Raw genomic sequence first — 15,077 nt, 5'->3', positions numbered from 1 at the left:
TGGTTTTTATCCGAAACGGGCAATTGGAATCGAATTCCTAAGCAAGTGCTATTTCCATCCGAAACATGTTATAATAAGCCCAAGTGTTTAGAATATATAAATGAACGTGAAAGCAGGTAATGCCGCATGAAACAACAGGATACACTAAAAAAGCCGGATTGGCTTCGCATAAAATTGGCTACGGACGGCAACTTTGCCGAGATTAAGGAAATGATGCGTTCCAAGACGCTGCACACCGTCTGCGAGGAAGCTCGCTGCCCGAATATTTATGAGTGCTGGGCGAACCGTACCGCTACTTTTATGATTTTAGGAGATATATGCACGCGGGCTTGCCGTTTCTGTGCCGTTAAGACGGGTCTTCCGACCGAATTGGATCTCGGGGAGCCGGAGCGCGTGGCCGAGGCTGCGGAGCAGATGGGGCTGCAGCACTGCGTCGTAACCTCCGTAGCGCGTGATGATCTAAAGGACGGAGGAGCATCGATATTCGCGGCGACTGTCCGGGCGATTCGCAAGCGGATGCCGTTCTGCCGCGTCGAAGTGCTTATTCCTGATTTTATGGGCAATGAAGAAGCGCTGCAGATTGTCATGGATGCGAATCCGGATATTCTGAATCATAATATCGAGACGGTAGAACGTCTCTCCGACCGCGTTCGCGCCAAAGCGAAATACAGCCGTTCGCTCGAGCTTCTGAAACGCGCCAAAGCGATGAAGCCGAAGATTCCGACCAAATCGAGCATCATGCTCGGCGTTGGCGAAGAATACGATGAAATTTTACAGGCGATGGATGATTTGCGCGCGGCGGACGTTAATATTTTGACATTGGGTCAATATTTGCAGCCGACGCCTAACCATTTGCAGATCGTGCGTTATGTTCACCCGGAAGAATTTGCAAAACTAAAAGAAGAAGGGCTGAAGCGGGGCTTCCGGCATGTAGAATCCGGACCGCTTGTACGCAGCTCTTATCATGCGCATGAGCAGACCGATTCGGCACACGCGGCTATCGCCGCGGATACCGCTCAGTCGGGTTATGAGCGCGAGGTATCCTCCGGCTCTTGCTCAAGCGGCATGTAATCGACGCACTAGGATGAGGTGTAGAACATGGCTTTGATTCATATCGGCGGCAAAACATATGAAATATGGCATGAAAATCGCAACGGCTGGAATGCGGAAGCCTTTCGCGACCGGTACAGCGAGGTGCTTGAGCGTTATGATTTCATTGTAGGCGACTGGGGTTATAATCAGCTGCGGCTAAAGGGATTCTTCAAGGACAATCACCAGAAGGCCTCGAAAGAAAGCAGCTTCTCCTGCATGTCGGATTATATTAATGAATATTGCAATTTCGGCTGCGCCTACTTCGTGCTTGAGAAAACGCAGAGCTCGAAGAAGGAACCGGAAGACTATGATCTCGACAGCGATGATTTCCGCCCGAGATTAGAGGCGGCCGATCTTCTCGCGGCTGCAGAGGGCAATTATCCTGAGATGTCCGAGTCGGATGAGACCGCCGAGCATGAGGTTGCAACCGCGCGGGAACCGGTTCCCGTTCTGCCGCATCCTCGGCATCATCGCAATCATCGCAGCGACCAACGTCATGGCGGCGGTTCTAACCGGCAGAACAATGACAGCCGCGGCGTCGAATCTGCCATTGATGCGGAAGGCCGTACGAATAACGAACCGCGGTCCGGAAAACGCGAGTTTCAGTCTCGCAAGAACTACCGCGGCAACGATCACCGCGGAAAGAAGCCGTTCCGGCTGGCGGCCAACGAAACGGCGGCAGCGTCTGCCGATTCGAACCGGCCTAACAAAAAAGACGCCGAGCGTTCCTAAAGGAGCGCCGGCGTCTTTTTGTTGCTAACTAGCGAACGTCATAACCAAGAAAGGCTTCACGTACCCGATTCCAGAAGGTAAAGGGGCGGTAACGGGCAAAGCTGACCTTACGGCTGGACACGCTGCACCGGATCGATTGGATATCGGTCCGCATGATGCTCACATGGTCGATTGTTAACTGAAGCCGCTGCTCCTTCTTCGAAATGATGTCGCAGTGATGATGTTGGGGGAGCAACACCGATGATCCCAGCGTACGGTAGACGCGGTTGTTAATGGAAGCAATCTCGGCGATTTGCAGCGACTCGATCGAAGGATGAACGATGGCGCCGCCAAGGCTTTTATTATACGCGGTGCTTCCCGAAGGGGTAGAAATAACGATTCCGTCGCCGCGGAACATTTCGAACATCTCGTCGTTAATGTTAATTTGAGCGACGAGGGTGCCGTCAACACCCTTCAGCGTAAATTCGTTCAAGGATAAGTAATGCCTGGATTCCGTAGGTGTCTCAAGCTCGATTTCCGCCAATGGGTATCTTACGATTCTCGGCGATTCCTGCGCCATCATGCCGATAAGCTCTTCCAGCTCATTGGCCTGCCAATCGGCATAGAAACCGAGATGTCCCGTGTGAATACCGATAAAAGCGACATCGGTAATTTGATCGACATACGTATGGAAAGCTTGCAGCAGCGTACCGTCTCCGCCAATCGAAATGACGAATTCCGGCGTTTCGTCATTACGTGTAAATCCGTGCTCTGCAGCTAATGTGTGAAATTTCTCCACTAATGATTTGGATAACGAATCGCCACGATCGATAACCGCATACTTCAAGGATAAATCTCCTTCCGAACTCTTAGTATCTAAGATATTAAAGGAAATTGTCTTTGAATTCAATGCACAGCCCCTATCAAGTGCTACTAAAGTTGCTGTTTATGGTCCCAGCCAGCCCCAAAGCAGATAGACCAGTGCGGCCGCAATAAATCCGTGCAGCATTCTGGCAAGGAAAAATGGACGGTACCGCAGATCGGTCCTGCTAAGGAGACTGGCAATTTGCGCATGAACGGACAATCCGCCCCAGGAGAGCACCCAAGCGGCAATTGCGGCTTGGTGCATGAGACCCGTACCTGCGGTCCCTGCCGCGCGCGAACCTAACGTTACCTCGAACAAACCGAATACGCCCGCATCGGCCAGAGGCCCCGGAAGACCGAACAGCCCGAAAATATATCGTACCGCCTCGGCGAGCACTGCTACGATGCCGGCATGCGTAAGCATTTCCATGACGACGGAGAAGAAGACGACAAGACCTCCAACCACGATCATCAGCTTAAGCGCCGATTGCACGGAGTCCTGCAGCAGCTTACCGAGATCCCGTCCGTCCAGCAATCTGGCCTCGTGCATCGCTTTAAGCGCTTCGGCAATGCGGGAAGGCCGCCGCTTTCTATGTCCGTCTTGCGTATAGCCGTTCCGTGCTGCCGATGAAACAGGAGCATGCCGGTCGTGGAATCTCATGAGGAATCCAATCAACAGTCCGCCGCCGTAATGAGCAGCGGCCAGCAGCGGCGCCAGGGCAACGTTGTGGAAGAATCCGACGGATACGGCTCCGATCAGGAAGATCGGATCAGACGTCGTGGTGAAAGCGACCAGCCGTTCGCCCTCCGCTCTGCTGACCAGACGCTGTTCCCAGAGCTGGGCTGTGAGCCGCGCCCCGACCGGATAACCGGAGATATAGCCCATGGTCACGACGAACCCGCCGATACCTGGAAGGCGGAACAACGGTCTCATAAGCGGGTCGAGCAGCTTGCCGAAGAAGTGGACGATACCGAACCCGAGCAGCAATTCCGATATGACGAAGAAAGGGAACAAGGCGGGAAATAGAACCTGCCACCAGATCGAAAGGCCCCGCAGCGATGAATTCAACGTTTCCGTCGGATAGACGGTCATTAACAGCACGATTACAAATGAGCCGATTGCGGTTACGGCTAACGGATGGACGAATGCGCGCAGCAGGACGACCGCCTCCTTTATTTGTTATGGGCCCGTTTGCGGCTTGAGCAAAAAGTCGTACAACCCCTCCTACACTTATATGACGGAACTTGGACATCCATCACTTGGCCGCGCCTAAAAATATATGAACAATTCGAAGAAAACGCTTGCAAAACCACTGGATTCCTTTATTTTTTATGGTACAATAGAATTACCTTTGAACAGTTGGAGTGATGAGCATGAGTATTATTGCCGGCATTCTGGTCTGCGCTTTTGTCTATGTCATTCGAGAATCCCTATCGGCACCTGGTGAAGAAGACTACGAAGGTTAAGAATTACACGTACAAAGTGATGAGCCCGCACAGATAACCGCGGGCTTTTTTTTGTCCATGAATAAAAAAGTTTATGTTATAATACTAAATACCTACATAATGGAGATGAAATTGACGATGAATAGGAATATAAGCCTCTATGAGGCGATCGGCGGACCTGAGACTTTGAGACTAATTGTTGAATCTTTTTATCCGAAGGTACAAGCTCACCCGCTGCTGGGGCCGTTATTTCCGGAAGATATTGATCCCGTTATAGAGAAGCAATACTTATTTTTGACCCAATTCTTTGGCGGACCGACCCTGTACTCCGATCAGTACGGGCATCCCATGATGCGGGCAAGGCATTTGCCGTTTCCGATTACGCCAGAACGTGCGGCAGCTTGGCTCGATTGCATGAGCAGAGCGCTGGAAGAGGTCGGCATAGAGGAAAGGCTGAAGGCGGTTGTCTTGGACCGGTTATCCGGACCCGCGCATCACTTTGTGAACACAACAGAAGAGGAGACGTGATCGTGTTATGGAACCGCTCTATCAGTCAAAAATGCAATGCATATGTTGTGAAGCCGTTTATACGACCTCTCGGGTAAGACCCAGCTTCAAAAGAGCGACAAAGACGGATACCGATTTTTGCGGCTATTACAAAGCAGATGTGAATCCGGATTACTATGTCGTTCGGGTTTGTCCGAACTGCGGCTATGCATCGACTGAAAACGGTATGGAGCGTTTAAACGATCATCAGAAGAAGCAGTACCTCGATACAATCGGTTCCCGCTGGCAGAAACAAGACTACGGCGGCCGGAGGAGCGGGCAGGATGCGCTGGCTTGTTATAAGCTTGCCCTGCTCTCCGCCCAGACGATCGGGGAGAAAGACCGTGTGGTTGCAGGCATTTTGCATCATATCGCATGGCTGTATCGGTATGAATCGAATCAAAACGAGGAAAAAAGGTTTTTGCGGTTCGCGCTTCAAGCCTACATACGCGTCTATGAGGCGGAGGGGGTCGAGCTTAACAATGCGAAGCTCATGTACCTGATGGGTGAGTTAAATCGGAGGATCGGAGAGCTGAATGAAGCGGTCCGCTGGTTCTCCCGCATCGTAAATGACAAAAAAATAATGGATGCGGCCATGATTCGCGCAAGCCGCGAGCAGTGGCAATTCATTCGCGAGGAAATGGAAGCCGGACGGTCTGGCTCGTCCGGCAGCGCAAATTTAGGCGAACGGGATGACCCGACGATTTCAACCTCGGCTTAGCGGTTTTTTTTGCGCAGCACGCGGTCTGTCATCAGGTAATCCCGGTCTGCGTCCACGATCGTTACCTTATTCCGGCAGCAAGGGAATACAAGAAGACGTTTCATGCCGTCTTGTATGTCCTGAAGCTCCGCGGGCCGGACAGGAAGCAGAACGTTGTCCGCGCCGCAGAAGGGACAGCTTGATACATACAGATCACCCATCAGGATGTCATAGGGCCAAGCTTTCTCGAACGGAATCATGATTTTTCTTCGCTCTCCGGCGAAGCGGAATGATCATCTTTGGCGAGCTCAGCCAGCTTCTGCAGCAGGATGTGGCGAGGCATATGCATCAAATGCTCGATCGGCACGCCAAGCTGCTTGGATAGCTTAACGGCCGTATCGGCCGATATTTGCAACGGTTTCGACATGGTGAATTTCCTCCAATCCGGATATAATTAAGTTATACACCGCCAAGAAGGTTTGCGCAAATAAAACGCGGCCTTTTCTTGGCTTTTTTAAATTCTATGAATTTATGGCGTTTCTAGTTGTTGAGAAGGGATGGGATCGAATGAACAAAAGTTATCCGCAGAGCTGGAACCTGGAAGTTTTTTATGAAGGGGGCGCCGCTTCCGCCGCATTCTCACAGGAGCTGAGGGGAATGGAGGAAGATATCGCAAAGCTCGATGAAGCACTTGCGGGCGGGAGCCCCGATTCTTCCGGATTGGAAGCGCAGACGGAGCTGCTGCAGAGCGTGCTGCTGCGTCTGCGCCAAACGGAATCATTCGTCGAATGCTTGTTGGCGCAGAATATGAAGGATTCCGCGGCAGGGGCGCAAAGCAACCGGGTGAAAACGTTAGCTGCGAAGTTTAACGGTATGTTGACCCGTTATGACAACACGCTTCGCGGGCTGAATGACGAGGAATGGGCTGCTCTGCTGAAGCAAGGATCGCTTGCGGACGTTGCTTTCAATCTGGCTGAGCGGCGCGAGTTAGCCAAGCGGAAGATGGCTCCCGAATTGGAGGCGTTGGCCGGTGATTTGGCGGTAGACGGCTATCATGGCTGGGGCGATTATTACAATACGATCGTGTCGCGGACGAATTTTACGGATGTCGGCAAGGACGGAGAGAAGAAAATGTTATCGGCAGGGCAGATGCATAACCGGTTGTCGGACGGCGACCGGCAGGTGCGTCAGGCGGCATTCGCGGAGTGGGAGCGGGTATGGTCGGAGCAAGCTGAGCTGTGCGCAGAGACGCTGAACCGTATTGCAGGCTTCCGCTTGAAGCTGTATGAGAAGCGGGGCTGGCAATCGGTGCTGCAGGAGCCTCTGCAGATTAACCGCATGAGCGAAGCGACGCTGCAGGCGATGTGGTCGGCAATTGAAGAAAGCAAGCATGTGCTCGTCCGCTACATAGAGCGCAAAGCGAAGCTGATTGGCGTCGAGAAGCTCGACTGGCATGACGTCGAGGCGCCGATTGGATCCGCGACGCGGACGATTCCGTATGACGATGGAGCTGCCTTCATCGTTGAGCAATTCCGGACGTTTAGCCCAGAGCTGGCGGATTTCTCCGAGATGGCTTTCAAGGACGCATGGATTGAGGCGGAGGATCGCGCGGGCAAGCGTCCGGGCGGCTTCTGCACCTCTTTTCCGAAAGACGGTCAGACGCGTATCTTCATGACCTATTCAGGCACGGCTTCGAACATTTCCACGCTTGCGCATGAGCTTGGGCACGCCTACCATCAGCATGTGCTGAATGATTTGCCCGCCTTATCGCAGGAGTACGCGATGAATGTGGCAGAGACGGCTTCAACCTTCGCGGAGCTGATCGTTTCGGACTGCGCGTTGAAGGTTGCGGCGAGCTCGGAGGAGAAGCTGGGCTTGCTGGAGGATAAAATTCAGCGTTCCGTCGCTTTTTTCATGAACATTCATGCGCGGTTCCTGTTCGAGACCCGGTTTTATGAGCGGCGGAAGGAGGGTCTCGTATCGGTTCAGGAGCTGAACGGGCTGATGGAGGCCGCGCAGCGGGAAGCTTATTGCGATACGCTCGGCGAGGTTCACCCTCATTTCTGGGCTTCTAAAATGCATTTTTATTTGACGGATGTGCCGTTCTACAACTTCCCGTATACATTCGGCTATTTATTCAGCGCGGGTATTTATGCGAGGGCGCTTAAGGAAGGCGCGGACTTTAACGACCGCTACGTCGCGCTGCTTCGCGACACCGGGCGGATGACGGTGGAGCAGCTTGCCAGGGAGCATCTCGGCGTCAACGTGGAAGAGATCGATTTCTGGCGCGATGCAGTCGCGCTTACGGCGGTGGATGTTGAGCAGTTCATTCAGATGACTAACGAATAATAGAAGAATTGCCGTTCCGATTGCAGATATACTGCGTTTGGGACGGCTTTTTTTCAATGACGTCTCATTCATGGACCGATAGGAGCTTCTATTTGTTGTACAATAAATATTAATGTGATATATTATATACCGAATTATTATAAAATATCGATTGATTGTGAGTCATATAGTTTAGGAGGCGAATACGATTCAGCTATCGTCACGGCAATTGGAGCTTCTTGAGCTTGTGAAGAAGCATGCGCCGATTACCGGCGAGCAATTGGCAGAATACCTCAGCGTCAGCCGTCCGACGCTGCGATCGGATTTATCGCTTCTCGTCATGCTTGGACTGCTTGACGCGAAGCCGAAGGTCGGCTATTTTCTCGGAAACGCTTATCGTTCCGGCAGTGAGCCGATGAAGCAGTTTCAAACGATGAAGGTTAGAGAGGTGCAGGGAGTGCCTGTGAATGTGCCCGATACTTTATCGGTGCACGACGCCGTTATTACGCTGTTCACCGAAAATGCGGATACTCTTCTCGTCGTTAACGATCAGAAGCGTTTTGTAGGAATCGTAACACCGAAGGATTTGCTCAAAATCACGCTTGGAAATGCCGCCGCCGCATCCATTCCCGTTAGTATGGTGATGACCCGTTATCCGAATATCGTGACGCTGCTGCAGGACGAATCCGTTATGGACGCGATCCGTAAAATGTCGCTTCATCAGGTGGATTGCCTCCCCGTCATCGCTCCCCGCGAGGAGCAGGCGGCGGAGCCGGAAGTAACCGGCTGGCTGTCGAAGTCGAACATTATACGCCTGATAGCGGACATCGCAACGAACGGGGAATTGGAGGAGCCGGATTTATGACGCAGCAAACGATTTATGTGTGTTCCGATGCGGTCGGAGAAACGGCGGAGGCGGTAGCGAAGGCAACCCTGCGGCAGTTCTCCTCCGAGCATGTCAGAATCAAACGTTTCGGACACTTGAAGTCCGAAGATGAAATTACGCGTATCGTTGCGGAAGCGGCCTTGACGGGCGGATTTATCAGCTATACGCTCGTGCAGCCCGAGCTGAGAGAGCTCATGAAGGCAGAAGCGATGAAGGCCGGCGTACGGGCGGTCGACGTAATGGGTCCGATGATGCAGGCTTACATAGATACGTTCGGCAGCTTTCCGAAACGCGAGCCGGGGCTTCTCCATTCGATCGACGATGCGTACCATCGCCGGATGGACGCGATTGAATTTGCGGTTAAATACGATGACGGCAAGGATGCTCGGGGCATTGTGCAGGCGCAGGTCGTGTTGATCGGCGTATCGCGTACGTCGAAGACGCCGCTGAGCATTTTTTTATCCCACAAAGGGATTAGAACCGCGAATCTGCCGCTCATGCCCGAGGTGAATCCTCCGGTGGAATTGAAGCCGGCGCCGGGACGGTTAATCGTCGGGTTAACGATGCAAGCGGAGCATCTGCTGGAAATCCGTTCCGAACGCTTGAAGACGTTAGGCCTGCCTTCATCAGCGCAATACGCCTCGGCGGATCGTATACAAGAAGAGCTGGATTACGCGGAATCGGTCATGAAATCGCTGGGATGTCCCATTATTGACGTGACGAATCGAGCGATTGAGGAGACAGCCGGCATTATCATTGAATGGCTTAACAAATAAATGGCTATACCGTTAGAGACAAGGGGGAATCTACATGGATAGAACGTTTGTAATGGTTAAGCCCGATGGAGTCGCGCGAGGATTAGTCGGCCGAATCGTGGCGCGTTTCGAAGAGAAGGGCTTTAAATTGGTGGATGCCAAGGTCGTGCGATTAACAAGGGAGCATGCCGAGCATCACTACGATCATTTGCGCGCCAAGGTTTTTTTCGACGAGCTTGTTGATTTTATCGTATCGGGCCCGGTGTTTGCGATGATTTGGGAAGGCAAGGACGCCGTTAAGAACGCGAGAGCGCTTATCGGCGCCACCAATCCGTCGGATGCGCTCGCAGGGACGATTCGCGGCGATTTTGCATTAGACGTCGCAAGCAATATCATACACGGCTCGGATTCCGAGGAAAGCGCCGAGCGGGAAATCAAACTGTTTTTTCAGTGAAAAGACGACCGGATCGGCAAAAAGGATCCTGATTGAGGGTTGACGGATGGAACAGCTGTATGGTAAATTTTATAAAAAGTAACTTACAAACACGGAAGCACCGTATTAGGCAGCATATTATTGCGCCCATTACGGTGCTTTTTTTGTGTTTTCCAAGCTGAAGGAGGGGCGTTGCGGTTGAAGAAATATTTGCTTGCGGTAGCGGTGGAGGAACCGGAATATTTGAAGCGCTTGGCTGATTACGTGCGCGACAGCCCGCTTGCCGAGCAGTGGCAGGTGACCGGTTTTACGAATGCGGAAGCCTGCCGGCAGTATGTGAAGCAAGGCCACCACATTGATTTGTTGGCCGTGCAGCCGGAGCTGCTCCTTGCGTTGAGGGAGCCGGAGAAAGGCCGGCTGCCTGCGATTCCTACAGTCGCGCTCGTGCTGAAGCTCGGGGAAAGCGGAGAGGCGCATGAGCTGCATCAGTACCAGCCTCTTCCTCTGCTGCTTCAACGGTTGGAAGAGGCGCATGCCCGGCTTACAAGCCATTCGTCCCGCGCCGCTACTGCTTATGACAGGACGGCTGGAGTACGGACGGTGACGGTCTATTCCGCCTCGGGCGGGACCGGCAAGACAGCCCTGGCGCTGCATCTGGTACATGCGGCCAGCTCTCACGGGTACCGTACCTTTTATTTGAACCTTGAACGCTGGAACTCGTCGGATGTGTGGCTTGGAATCCCGAACAGCAGCGAGGCGCAGGAAAGGGAGGAGGGATTGTCCGAGCTGTTGTACGGCCTGAAGGCGCAGCCTGAGCAGTCGGTCGAATGGCTGCTTGAGCATCGAATTCGCCATCCGCTTCTGAAGGGAGATTATTTGGCCGCTTGTACGAATATGGAGGACCGGATGACGCTAAGCGGAGAGGAAGCTGCCTCGATCACGGAGGTGATTGCCCGCAGCGGCCAATACGATCTAATCGTCATTGATATGGATGATGGGCTGGAAGAACTGCACGCCGCTGTCTTCGAGCAATCGGACCAGGTGTTATGGCTGACGGGAGACAACCGCACCGTGCTGCGCAAGCAGCGGATGGCGCTGCGTTACGGCGAGCAGAAATGGGGAGAGCGTTTCAGCAAGCTGCTACACAAATTCGTTCATGTCAAAAATCATGCCGCTCCGGCTGCGTACGATTCCGCAATCGAAATGAACGGCATAGCATGCGCACCCGTTGCCTTGCCGGAGGTTGCTGAATGGCGCGGCGCGGCGGCGACGCTGTTATCCTCGCCGTCGTTCCGGGCGGCGGCCGATAAGCTGTTCAAGTATCTGTTTCACGAAGGAGGGGAGAAGAATTGCTGACGGACGCTGCCGTGCTTGAGCTGCGGGACAAGGTCCGCGCCAAAATCGATTTCAGCGGGGCATTGCCGGACGACAGCTTGATGCGAATGACGGAGGAAACCGTGTTCGAATGGTGCGAGAGGAACCCGCTCACGGCAGCGGAGAAGGTGAAGCTGGTTCGCAGGCTGTTTCATTCGTTCAGAGGCCTTGATATTTTGCAGCCGCTGCTGGAGGATGCATCGGTTAGTGAGATCATGATCAACCATCATGCCGAGATTTTTGTTGAGCGGGAGGGCAGAATGACGCTTCTGCCGGTTTCGTTCGAAAGCAGGGAACGGCTGGAGGACTTAATTCAAACCGTAGTGGCCAGCGTTAACCGGGTCGTGAATGAGTCTTCGCCGATCGTCGATGCGAGGCTGAAGGACGGATCCCGGGTGCATGTCGTTCTGCCGCCGGTTGCTCTGCGGGGTCCCTCCATGACGATACGAAAGTTTCCCGAACGGCCGCTGACGATGGAGCGGCTTGTCGCCGGCGGCTCGCTTTCGCTTGAAGCGGCACAGTTTCTGGAGGAATTGATTCGAGCTCAATACAACATTTTCATTAGCGGAGGTACTGGTACGGGCAAGACGACATTCCTGAATGCCTTATCGCAATTTATTCCTTCCGACGAGCGGATCGTCACGATTGAAGACTCGGCGGAGCTGCAAATTCGTTCCATTCCTAACCTGGTGTCGATGGAAACGAGAAATGCAAATACCGAAGGCAAGGGTGAGATTACGGTACGGGATCTGATTCGGGCATCGCTTCGTATGAGGCCGAACCGGATCATCGTGGGCGAGGTTCGCGGCGGCGAGGCGATGGATATGCTCCAGGCGCTTAATACCGGGCATAGCGGCAGCATGTCGACCGGGCATAGCAATGGAGCGAAGGATATGATAGCCCGTCTTGAGACGATGGTCCTTAGCGCAGCGGAGCTCCCCGTACAAGTAATACGGCAGCAAATTGCTTCCGCGATCGATATTGTCATCCATCTGTCGAGATTCCGCGACCGCTCGCGCAAGGTGATGGAAATATGCGAGGTTATCGGAATGGAGGCGGGCGAGGTGCTGCTTAATCCGCTTTTCGTCTTTGAGGAAGAGGGGGAAAGGGACGGGAAGGTGCTGGGCGGGCTTAAACGGACGGATAATCCGCTCACGCATACGGACAAGCTGGCCATGGCGGGAAAAACCATAAATGCGCTTTAAGCAGAGTGAGGTGATGGAAATGGGCGCACAACGATCTTTAAGGAGGCCAAGCGGGGCTCGCTTGCATACCGCACTTGAATGGTGCGGCTGGGAGAGAGGTTCTGTCATCGAAAATAGGAGGGCGGGGCGTTTATTAACGAATTACGGGCAATACCCGCTAAGCCGGAGTGAGTTTGCCGCAGCGGCTGCGGCAGCTGCTCTGGCGATTTTTGCCGCCGTATATCTGTTTTATCATTCGGCGATTATTGCCGGCTTTGCGTCAACTCTCGGAATATTGGCACCGCGGTTCAGACGCGAGACGCTGCTTGTTCGTCGTCAGGAACGGCTGAAGCTTCAGTTCAAGGAAGCGTTGTTTTCCTTAACTTCTTCGCTAGCGGCCGGGCGCTCGCTCGAAAATGCTTTTTTGTCCGCGCTTGATGATTTGAAGCTGCTCTATCCCGACCCGCGGACCGAGCTTCTTCTGGAATTTCAAATTGTCAGCTTCCGGATGGACAATGCCGAACCGATCGAATATGCGCTGCGGAACTTCGCTGACCGGGCCTGCATCGAAGAAATAACCCAGTTCGTCGACGCGCTTGCCGCATGTAAGCGCTCGGGGGGAGATTTGCTTGAGGTTATGAAGCGAACCTCCTCTATCATTAGCGAGAAGCTGGAAATAGAGCAGGAGATTGCCGTGATGATTGCGCAGAAGCGGTTCGAGGGGAAAATTATGATGGCCGTGCCTTTCGTCTTTCTCGCTTTCCTTGGTTTTGCCGCCCCCGATTATATGGCGCCGTTATATGCGGGTGCAGGGTACTTGCTGCTTACGGGGGCGTTTCTCCTGCTGCTGCTCTGCTTCTGGTTGATGAGCAGGATTATGAACATCCGAATGTAGGGGAGGGAATCGAATGATTGCAGCCGCTGCCGCCGTCATCCTGACGGCCGTATGGATCTCGATCGTCGGGATGAAAGTTTTGTTATCAGCAGGGGGGCAGCTGAGAAACAAGAGAAAGCAAGGCGCGGGTTCGGAGAACCTGCTTCTGCGGCTCGTGCTGACCGATCCGTTTACGCGATTGCTGGAACGTCGCCGTCTGTTTGAAATGGCTCAGCTGCCCTTAAGCAGCTACCACATGAAGCTGGTCATCCTGAAGGGACACGGCTGGACGATCGAGAGGACGAAGGAAGAGGCGGGAGCCTCTTTCGGCAAAGGTTATGCGGCGCTAACCGTCTGCGCTTGGCTGAGCCTGCTTGGGCAGGAACCGCTTCTATTGTTGATAGGTATTTTATTCGGCGTTTTGCTGGCTTTAAGACCTGCCGTGGAGGCGGGACGAAGCGTGGAACGCCGCAAGCAGCATCTGATTACCGAGCTTCCGGAAATGCTGAGCAAGCTGATGCTGCTGGTCGGCGCCGGGGAAACGGTCCAGACGGCTCTGGCGCGCTGTCTGGAGGGGAAGGATGCGGAACGTCATCCGCTCTACAAAGAATGGAGGGACGCCGTGTCGTCGCTGCGCAACGGGCAGTCCTTCAGCACGGCGATGGAATGCTTCAACCGGCGCTGCGCGGTACAGGAGGTTTCGGTCTTTACAACGGTGCTGCTGCTTAATTACCGCAGAGGCGGCGAGCATTTCGTATTGGCGCTGCGGGAGCTTTCCTACACGCTATGGGAGAAACGCAAGGCGATTGCAAGGTCGCGCGGCGAGGAGGCTTCTTCGAAGCTTGTGTTTCCGCTCGTCGGCATTTTACTCGTGCTGATGGTGCTGGTAGCCGCGCCTGCCGTTTTACTAATGGCTTGATTGAAAATAGAGAGGAAGATGGAACGATGGAAAAGCTGGAGCAAGCGGCAAAGTCATTTTGGAACGAGGAAGAAGGTTTGGGAACGCTTGAAATTATTCTAATCATAGCGGTGGTTATCATTATTGCGCTGTTGTTTAAGGACTGGATCGTGGAGCTGATCGAACGTCTTATGGGCAAAGCGGATGACGAGGCGGATAAAATTTTCAGCTGACGGAGGCGATTCGGTGAGCTGGAATAAGGTTCGTGTCAAGCTGCTGCGGCTGGTTAAGAAAGAACAGGGCAGCTTTACGCTGGAGTCAACGCTCGTATTTCCAATCCTGATCACGCTCATTTTGCTTTTTATTATTTTCGGCATGTATATGTATCAGAAGGTTGTGCTGTATTATGCCGCTTCGTCTACAGCCGAGCGCGCCGCCTTCGGATGGGATAACAGCAATCGCGATCCGCAAAGCGGAATGCTTAAGACGGCGACCCATGATTCGTTGTACTGGAGGATCGGAGAGGACGGAATGTTAAGCAGCTTATTTGGCCTGGGAGAAGATTCGGGGGATACCGTTGTTGCGCTTCCGGTCGAGCCGCGCGGCGAGGGAGAGAAGACGGCATTAGCCCGGCGCAAAATGGAGCATGCCGTTCAATGGCTCGAACAAGCGGGGGTTTCGTATAAGGGCCAAATCGGATATGCGAACAACGTCTTGAAGCGGACGATCGAAGTAAAGCTGAAGCGGCCGTTATCGGCGGAAACGATGGAACAGAGCTGGTTGAAACGCGAGCCCAAAACGGTATCGTCCGCAACGATCGTCGACCCGGTCGAATTTATTCGCAGCGTTGATCTCGTTCGCTATTATGCGGCGAAGTTTGCGAATAGGGGAGGCGGAGCCGGTCAAGCAAAAGTCCAAGCGGGCGAAGCTCTTGCGCCATATAAGGGAGCCGCGGGAACGCAGCCGCGCTGATACCGGCCGAAGAC

The 15,077-nt window shown here is 53.6% G+C and carries 18 protein-coding genes; 14 read left to right on the top strand and 4 right to left on the bottom strand.

Annotated features, from left to right (window positions below; translation table 11 throughout):
- Positions 1–126 precede the first annotated feature (126 nt).
- Entirely contained in the window at positions 127–1,071 is a 945-nt protein-coding gene (gene lipA, locus H581_RS35170) for a lipoyl synthase (protein WP_051251266.1), read from the top strand.
- 27 nt (positions 1,072–1,098) lie between these two features.
- Positions 1,099–1,824, top strand: coding sequence for a YutD family protein (locus tag H581_RS37380; RefSeq protein WP_245600121.1), 726 nt, complete (start codon positions 1,099–1,101; stop codon positions 1,822–1,824).
- A 28-nt stretch (positions 1,825–1,852) separates the two neighbouring features.
- Here H581_RS37380 and H581_RS0123640 read toward each other — a convergent pair whose 3' ends face one another.
- On the bottom strand, positions 1,853–2,650 hold the full coding sequence (locus H581_RS0123640; RefSeq protein WP_028612175.1) for an NAD kinase: 798 nt from the start codon (positions 2,648–2,650) through the stop codon (positions 1,853–1,855).
- 99 nt (positions 2,651–2,749) lie between these two features.
- Positions 2,750–3,760: a sporulation integral membrane protein YlbJ gene (ylbJ, locus tag H581_RS0123635; protein WP_245600135.1), complete on the bottom strand. Its 1,011-nt coding sequence runs from the start codon at positions 3,758–3,760 to the stop codon at positions 2,750–2,752.
- 491 nt (positions 3,761–4,251) lie between these two features.
- Here ylbJ and H581_RS0123630 point away from each other — a divergent pair, with 491 nt between their 5' ends.
- Positions 4,252–4,641: a globin domain-containing protein gene (locus H581_RS0123630; RefSeq protein ID WP_036719652.1), complete on the top strand. Its 390-nt coding sequence runs from the start codon at positions 4,252–4,254 to the stop codon at positions 4,639–4,641.
- Positions 4,642–4,648: 7 nt separating this feature from the next.
- Positions 4,649–5,380: a DUF2225 domain-containing protein gene (locus tag H581_RS0123625; protein ID WP_028612172.1), complete on the top strand. Its 732-nt coding sequence runs from the start codon at positions 4,649–4,651 to the stop codon at positions 5,378–5,380.
- Here the strand turns inward: H581_RS0123625 and H581_RS0123620 are convergent.
- Positions 5,377–5,619, bottom strand: coding sequence for a hypothetical protein (locus H581_RS0123620; protein WP_028612171.1), 243 nt, complete (start codon positions 5,617–5,619; stop codon positions 5,377–5,379). The two genes, H581_RS0123625 and H581_RS0123620, sit on opposite strands and share 4 nt — an antisense overlap.
- Positions 5,616–5,786 carry a YycC family protein gene (locus tag H581_RS37375; RefSeq protein WP_084134740.1) on the bottom strand — a complete coding sequence of 57 codons (171 nt, stop codon included), beginning with the start codon at positions 5,784–5,786 and terminating at the stop codon, positions 5,616–5,618. The genes H581_RS0123620 and H581_RS37375 overlap by 4 nt, the downstream gene beginning before the upstream one ends.
- 140 nt (positions 5,787–5,926) lie before the next feature.
- On the opposite strand from H581_RS37375, the gene H581_RS0123610 reads away from it, so the two are divergent.
- The 10 genes from H581_RS0123610 (at position 5,927) to H581_RS35160 (ending at position 15,063) form a co-directional block, all read left to right on the top strand.
- Complete coding sequence (locus H581_RS0123610) at positions 5,927–7,708, top strand: M3 family oligoendopeptidase (RefSeq protein ID WP_028612170.1); 1,782 nt, start codon at positions 5,927–5,929, stop codon at positions 7,706–7,708.
- A 208-nt stretch (positions 7,709–7,916) separates the two neighbouring features.
- Positions 7,917–8,552 (top strand): CBS domain-containing protein, encoded by a 636-nt coding sequence (locus H581_RS0123605; protein WP_028612169.1) that lies wholly within the window; start codon positions 7,917–7,919, stop codon positions 8,550–8,552.
- Positions 8,549–9,349 carry a pyruvate, water dikinase regulatory protein gene (locus H581_RS0123600; protein WP_028612168.1) on the top strand — a complete coding sequence of 267 codons (801 nt, stop codon included), beginning with the start codon at positions 8,549–8,551 and terminating at the stop codon, positions 9,347–9,349. Before H581_RS0123605 ends, H581_RS0123600 begins: the two co-directional genes overlap by 4 nt.
- Positions 9,350–9,383: 34 nt before the next feature.
- Positions 9,384–9,782: a nucleoside-diphosphate kinase gene (gene ndk / locus H581_RS0123595; RefSeq protein ID WP_028612167.1), complete on the top strand. Its 399-nt coding sequence runs from the start codon at positions 9,384–9,386 to the stop codon at positions 9,780–9,782.
- Positions 9,783–9,959: 177 nt separating this feature from the next.
- Complete coding sequence (locus tag H581_RS0123590) at positions 9,960–11,117, top strand: P-loop NTPase family protein (protein WP_028612166.1); 1,158 nt, start codon at positions 9,960–9,962, stop codon at positions 11,115–11,117.
- On the top strand, positions 11,114–12,340 hold the full coding sequence (locus H581_RS0123585) for a TadA family conjugal transfer-associated ATPase (RefSeq protein ID WP_036719938.1): 1,227 nt from the start codon (positions 11,114–11,116) through the stop codon (positions 12,338–12,340). The genes H581_RS0123590 and H581_RS0123585 overlap by 4 nt, the downstream gene beginning before the upstream one ends.
- 19 nt (positions 12,341–12,359) lie before the next feature.
- Positions 12,360–13,214, top strand: coding sequence for a type II secretion system F family protein (locus H581_RS0123580; protein WP_028612164.1), 855 nt, complete (start codon positions 12,360–12,362; stop codon positions 13,212–13,214).
- A 13-nt stretch (positions 13,215–13,227) separates the two neighbouring features.
- Positions 13,228–14,112, top strand: a complete 885-nt coding sequence (locus H581_RS0123575; protein WP_051251264.1) for a type II secretion system F family protein — start codon at positions 13,228–13,230, stop codon at positions 14,110–14,112.
- Between the two features lie 26 nt (positions 14,113–14,138).
- Positions 14,139–14,324 (top strand): Flp1 family type IVb pilin, encoded by a 186-nt coding sequence (locus H581_RS0123570; RefSeq protein ID WP_028612162.1) that lies wholly within the window; start codon positions 14,139–14,141, stop codon positions 14,322–14,324.
- 13 nt (positions 14,325–14,337) lie between these two features.
- Positions 14,338–15,063 carry a TadE/TadG family type IV pilus assembly protein gene (locus H581_RS35160; RefSeq protein ID WP_051251262.1) on the top strand — a complete coding sequence of 242 codons (726 nt, stop codon included), beginning with the start codon at positions 14,338–14,340 and terminating at the stop codon, positions 15,061–15,063.
- Positions 15,064–15,077 lie beyond the last annotated feature (14 nt).

The organism is Paenibacillus harenae DSM 16969 (assembly GCF_000422465.1).
In the GTDB taxonomy this organism is placed as follows: Bacteria; Bacillota; Bacilli; order Paenibacillales; family Paenibacillaceae; genus Pristimantibacillus; species Pristimantibacillus harenae.
Note: the sequence above shows the minus strand (reverse complement) of the source record. Positions and strands in the feature narration are given on the sequence as shown.

Coding starts and splice junctions, on each gene's coding strand:
- lipA (WP_051251266.1), top strand. CDS start 127: ATGAAACAACAGGATACACTAAAAAAGCCGGATTGGCTTCGCATAAAA.
- H581_RS37380 (WP_245600121.1), top strand. CDS start 1,099: ATGGCTTTGATTCATATCGGCGGCAAAACATATGAAATATGGCATGAA.
- ylbJ (WP_245600135.1), bottom strand. CDS start 3,760: ATGACCGTCTATCCGACGGAAACGTTGAATTCATCGCTGCGGGGCCTT.
- H581_RS0123630 (WP_036719652.1), top strand. CDS start 4,252: ATGAATAGGAATATAAGCCTCTATGAGGCGATCGGCGGACCTGAGACT.
- H581_RS0123625 (WP_028612172.1), top strand. CDS start 4,649: ATGGAACCGCTCTATCAGTCAAAAATGCAATGCATATGTTGTGAAGCC.
- H581_RS0123620 (WP_028612171.1), bottom strand. CDS start 5,619: ATGATTCCGTTCGAGAAAGCTTGGCCCTATGACATCCTGATGGGTGAT.
- H581_RS37375 (WP_084134740.1), bottom strand. CDS start 5,786: ATGTCGAAACCGTTGCAAATATCGGCCGATACGGCCGTTAAGCTATCC.
- H581_RS0123610 (WP_028612170.1), top strand. CDS start 5,927: ATGAACAAAAGTTATCCGCAGAGCTGGAACCTGGAAGTTTTTTATGAA.
- H581_RS0123600 (WP_028612168.1), top strand. CDS start 8,549: ATGACGCAGCAAACGATTTATGTGTGTTCCGATGCGGTCGGAGAAACG.
- ndk (WP_028612167.1), top strand. CDS start 9,384: ATGGATAGAACGTTTGTAATGGTTAAGCCCGATGGAGTCGCGCGAGGA.
- H581_RS0123580 (WP_028612164.1), top strand. CDS start 12,360: ATGGGCGCACAACGATCTTTAAGGAGGCCAAGCGGGGCTCGCTTGCAT.
- H581_RS0123575 (WP_051251264.1), top strand. CDS start 13,228: ATGATTGCAGCCGCTGCCGCCGTCATCCTGACGGCCGTATGGATCTCG.
- H581_RS0123570 (WP_028612162.1), top strand. CDS start 14,139: ATGGAAAAGCTGGAGCAAGCGGCAAAGTCATTTTGGAACGAGGAAGAA.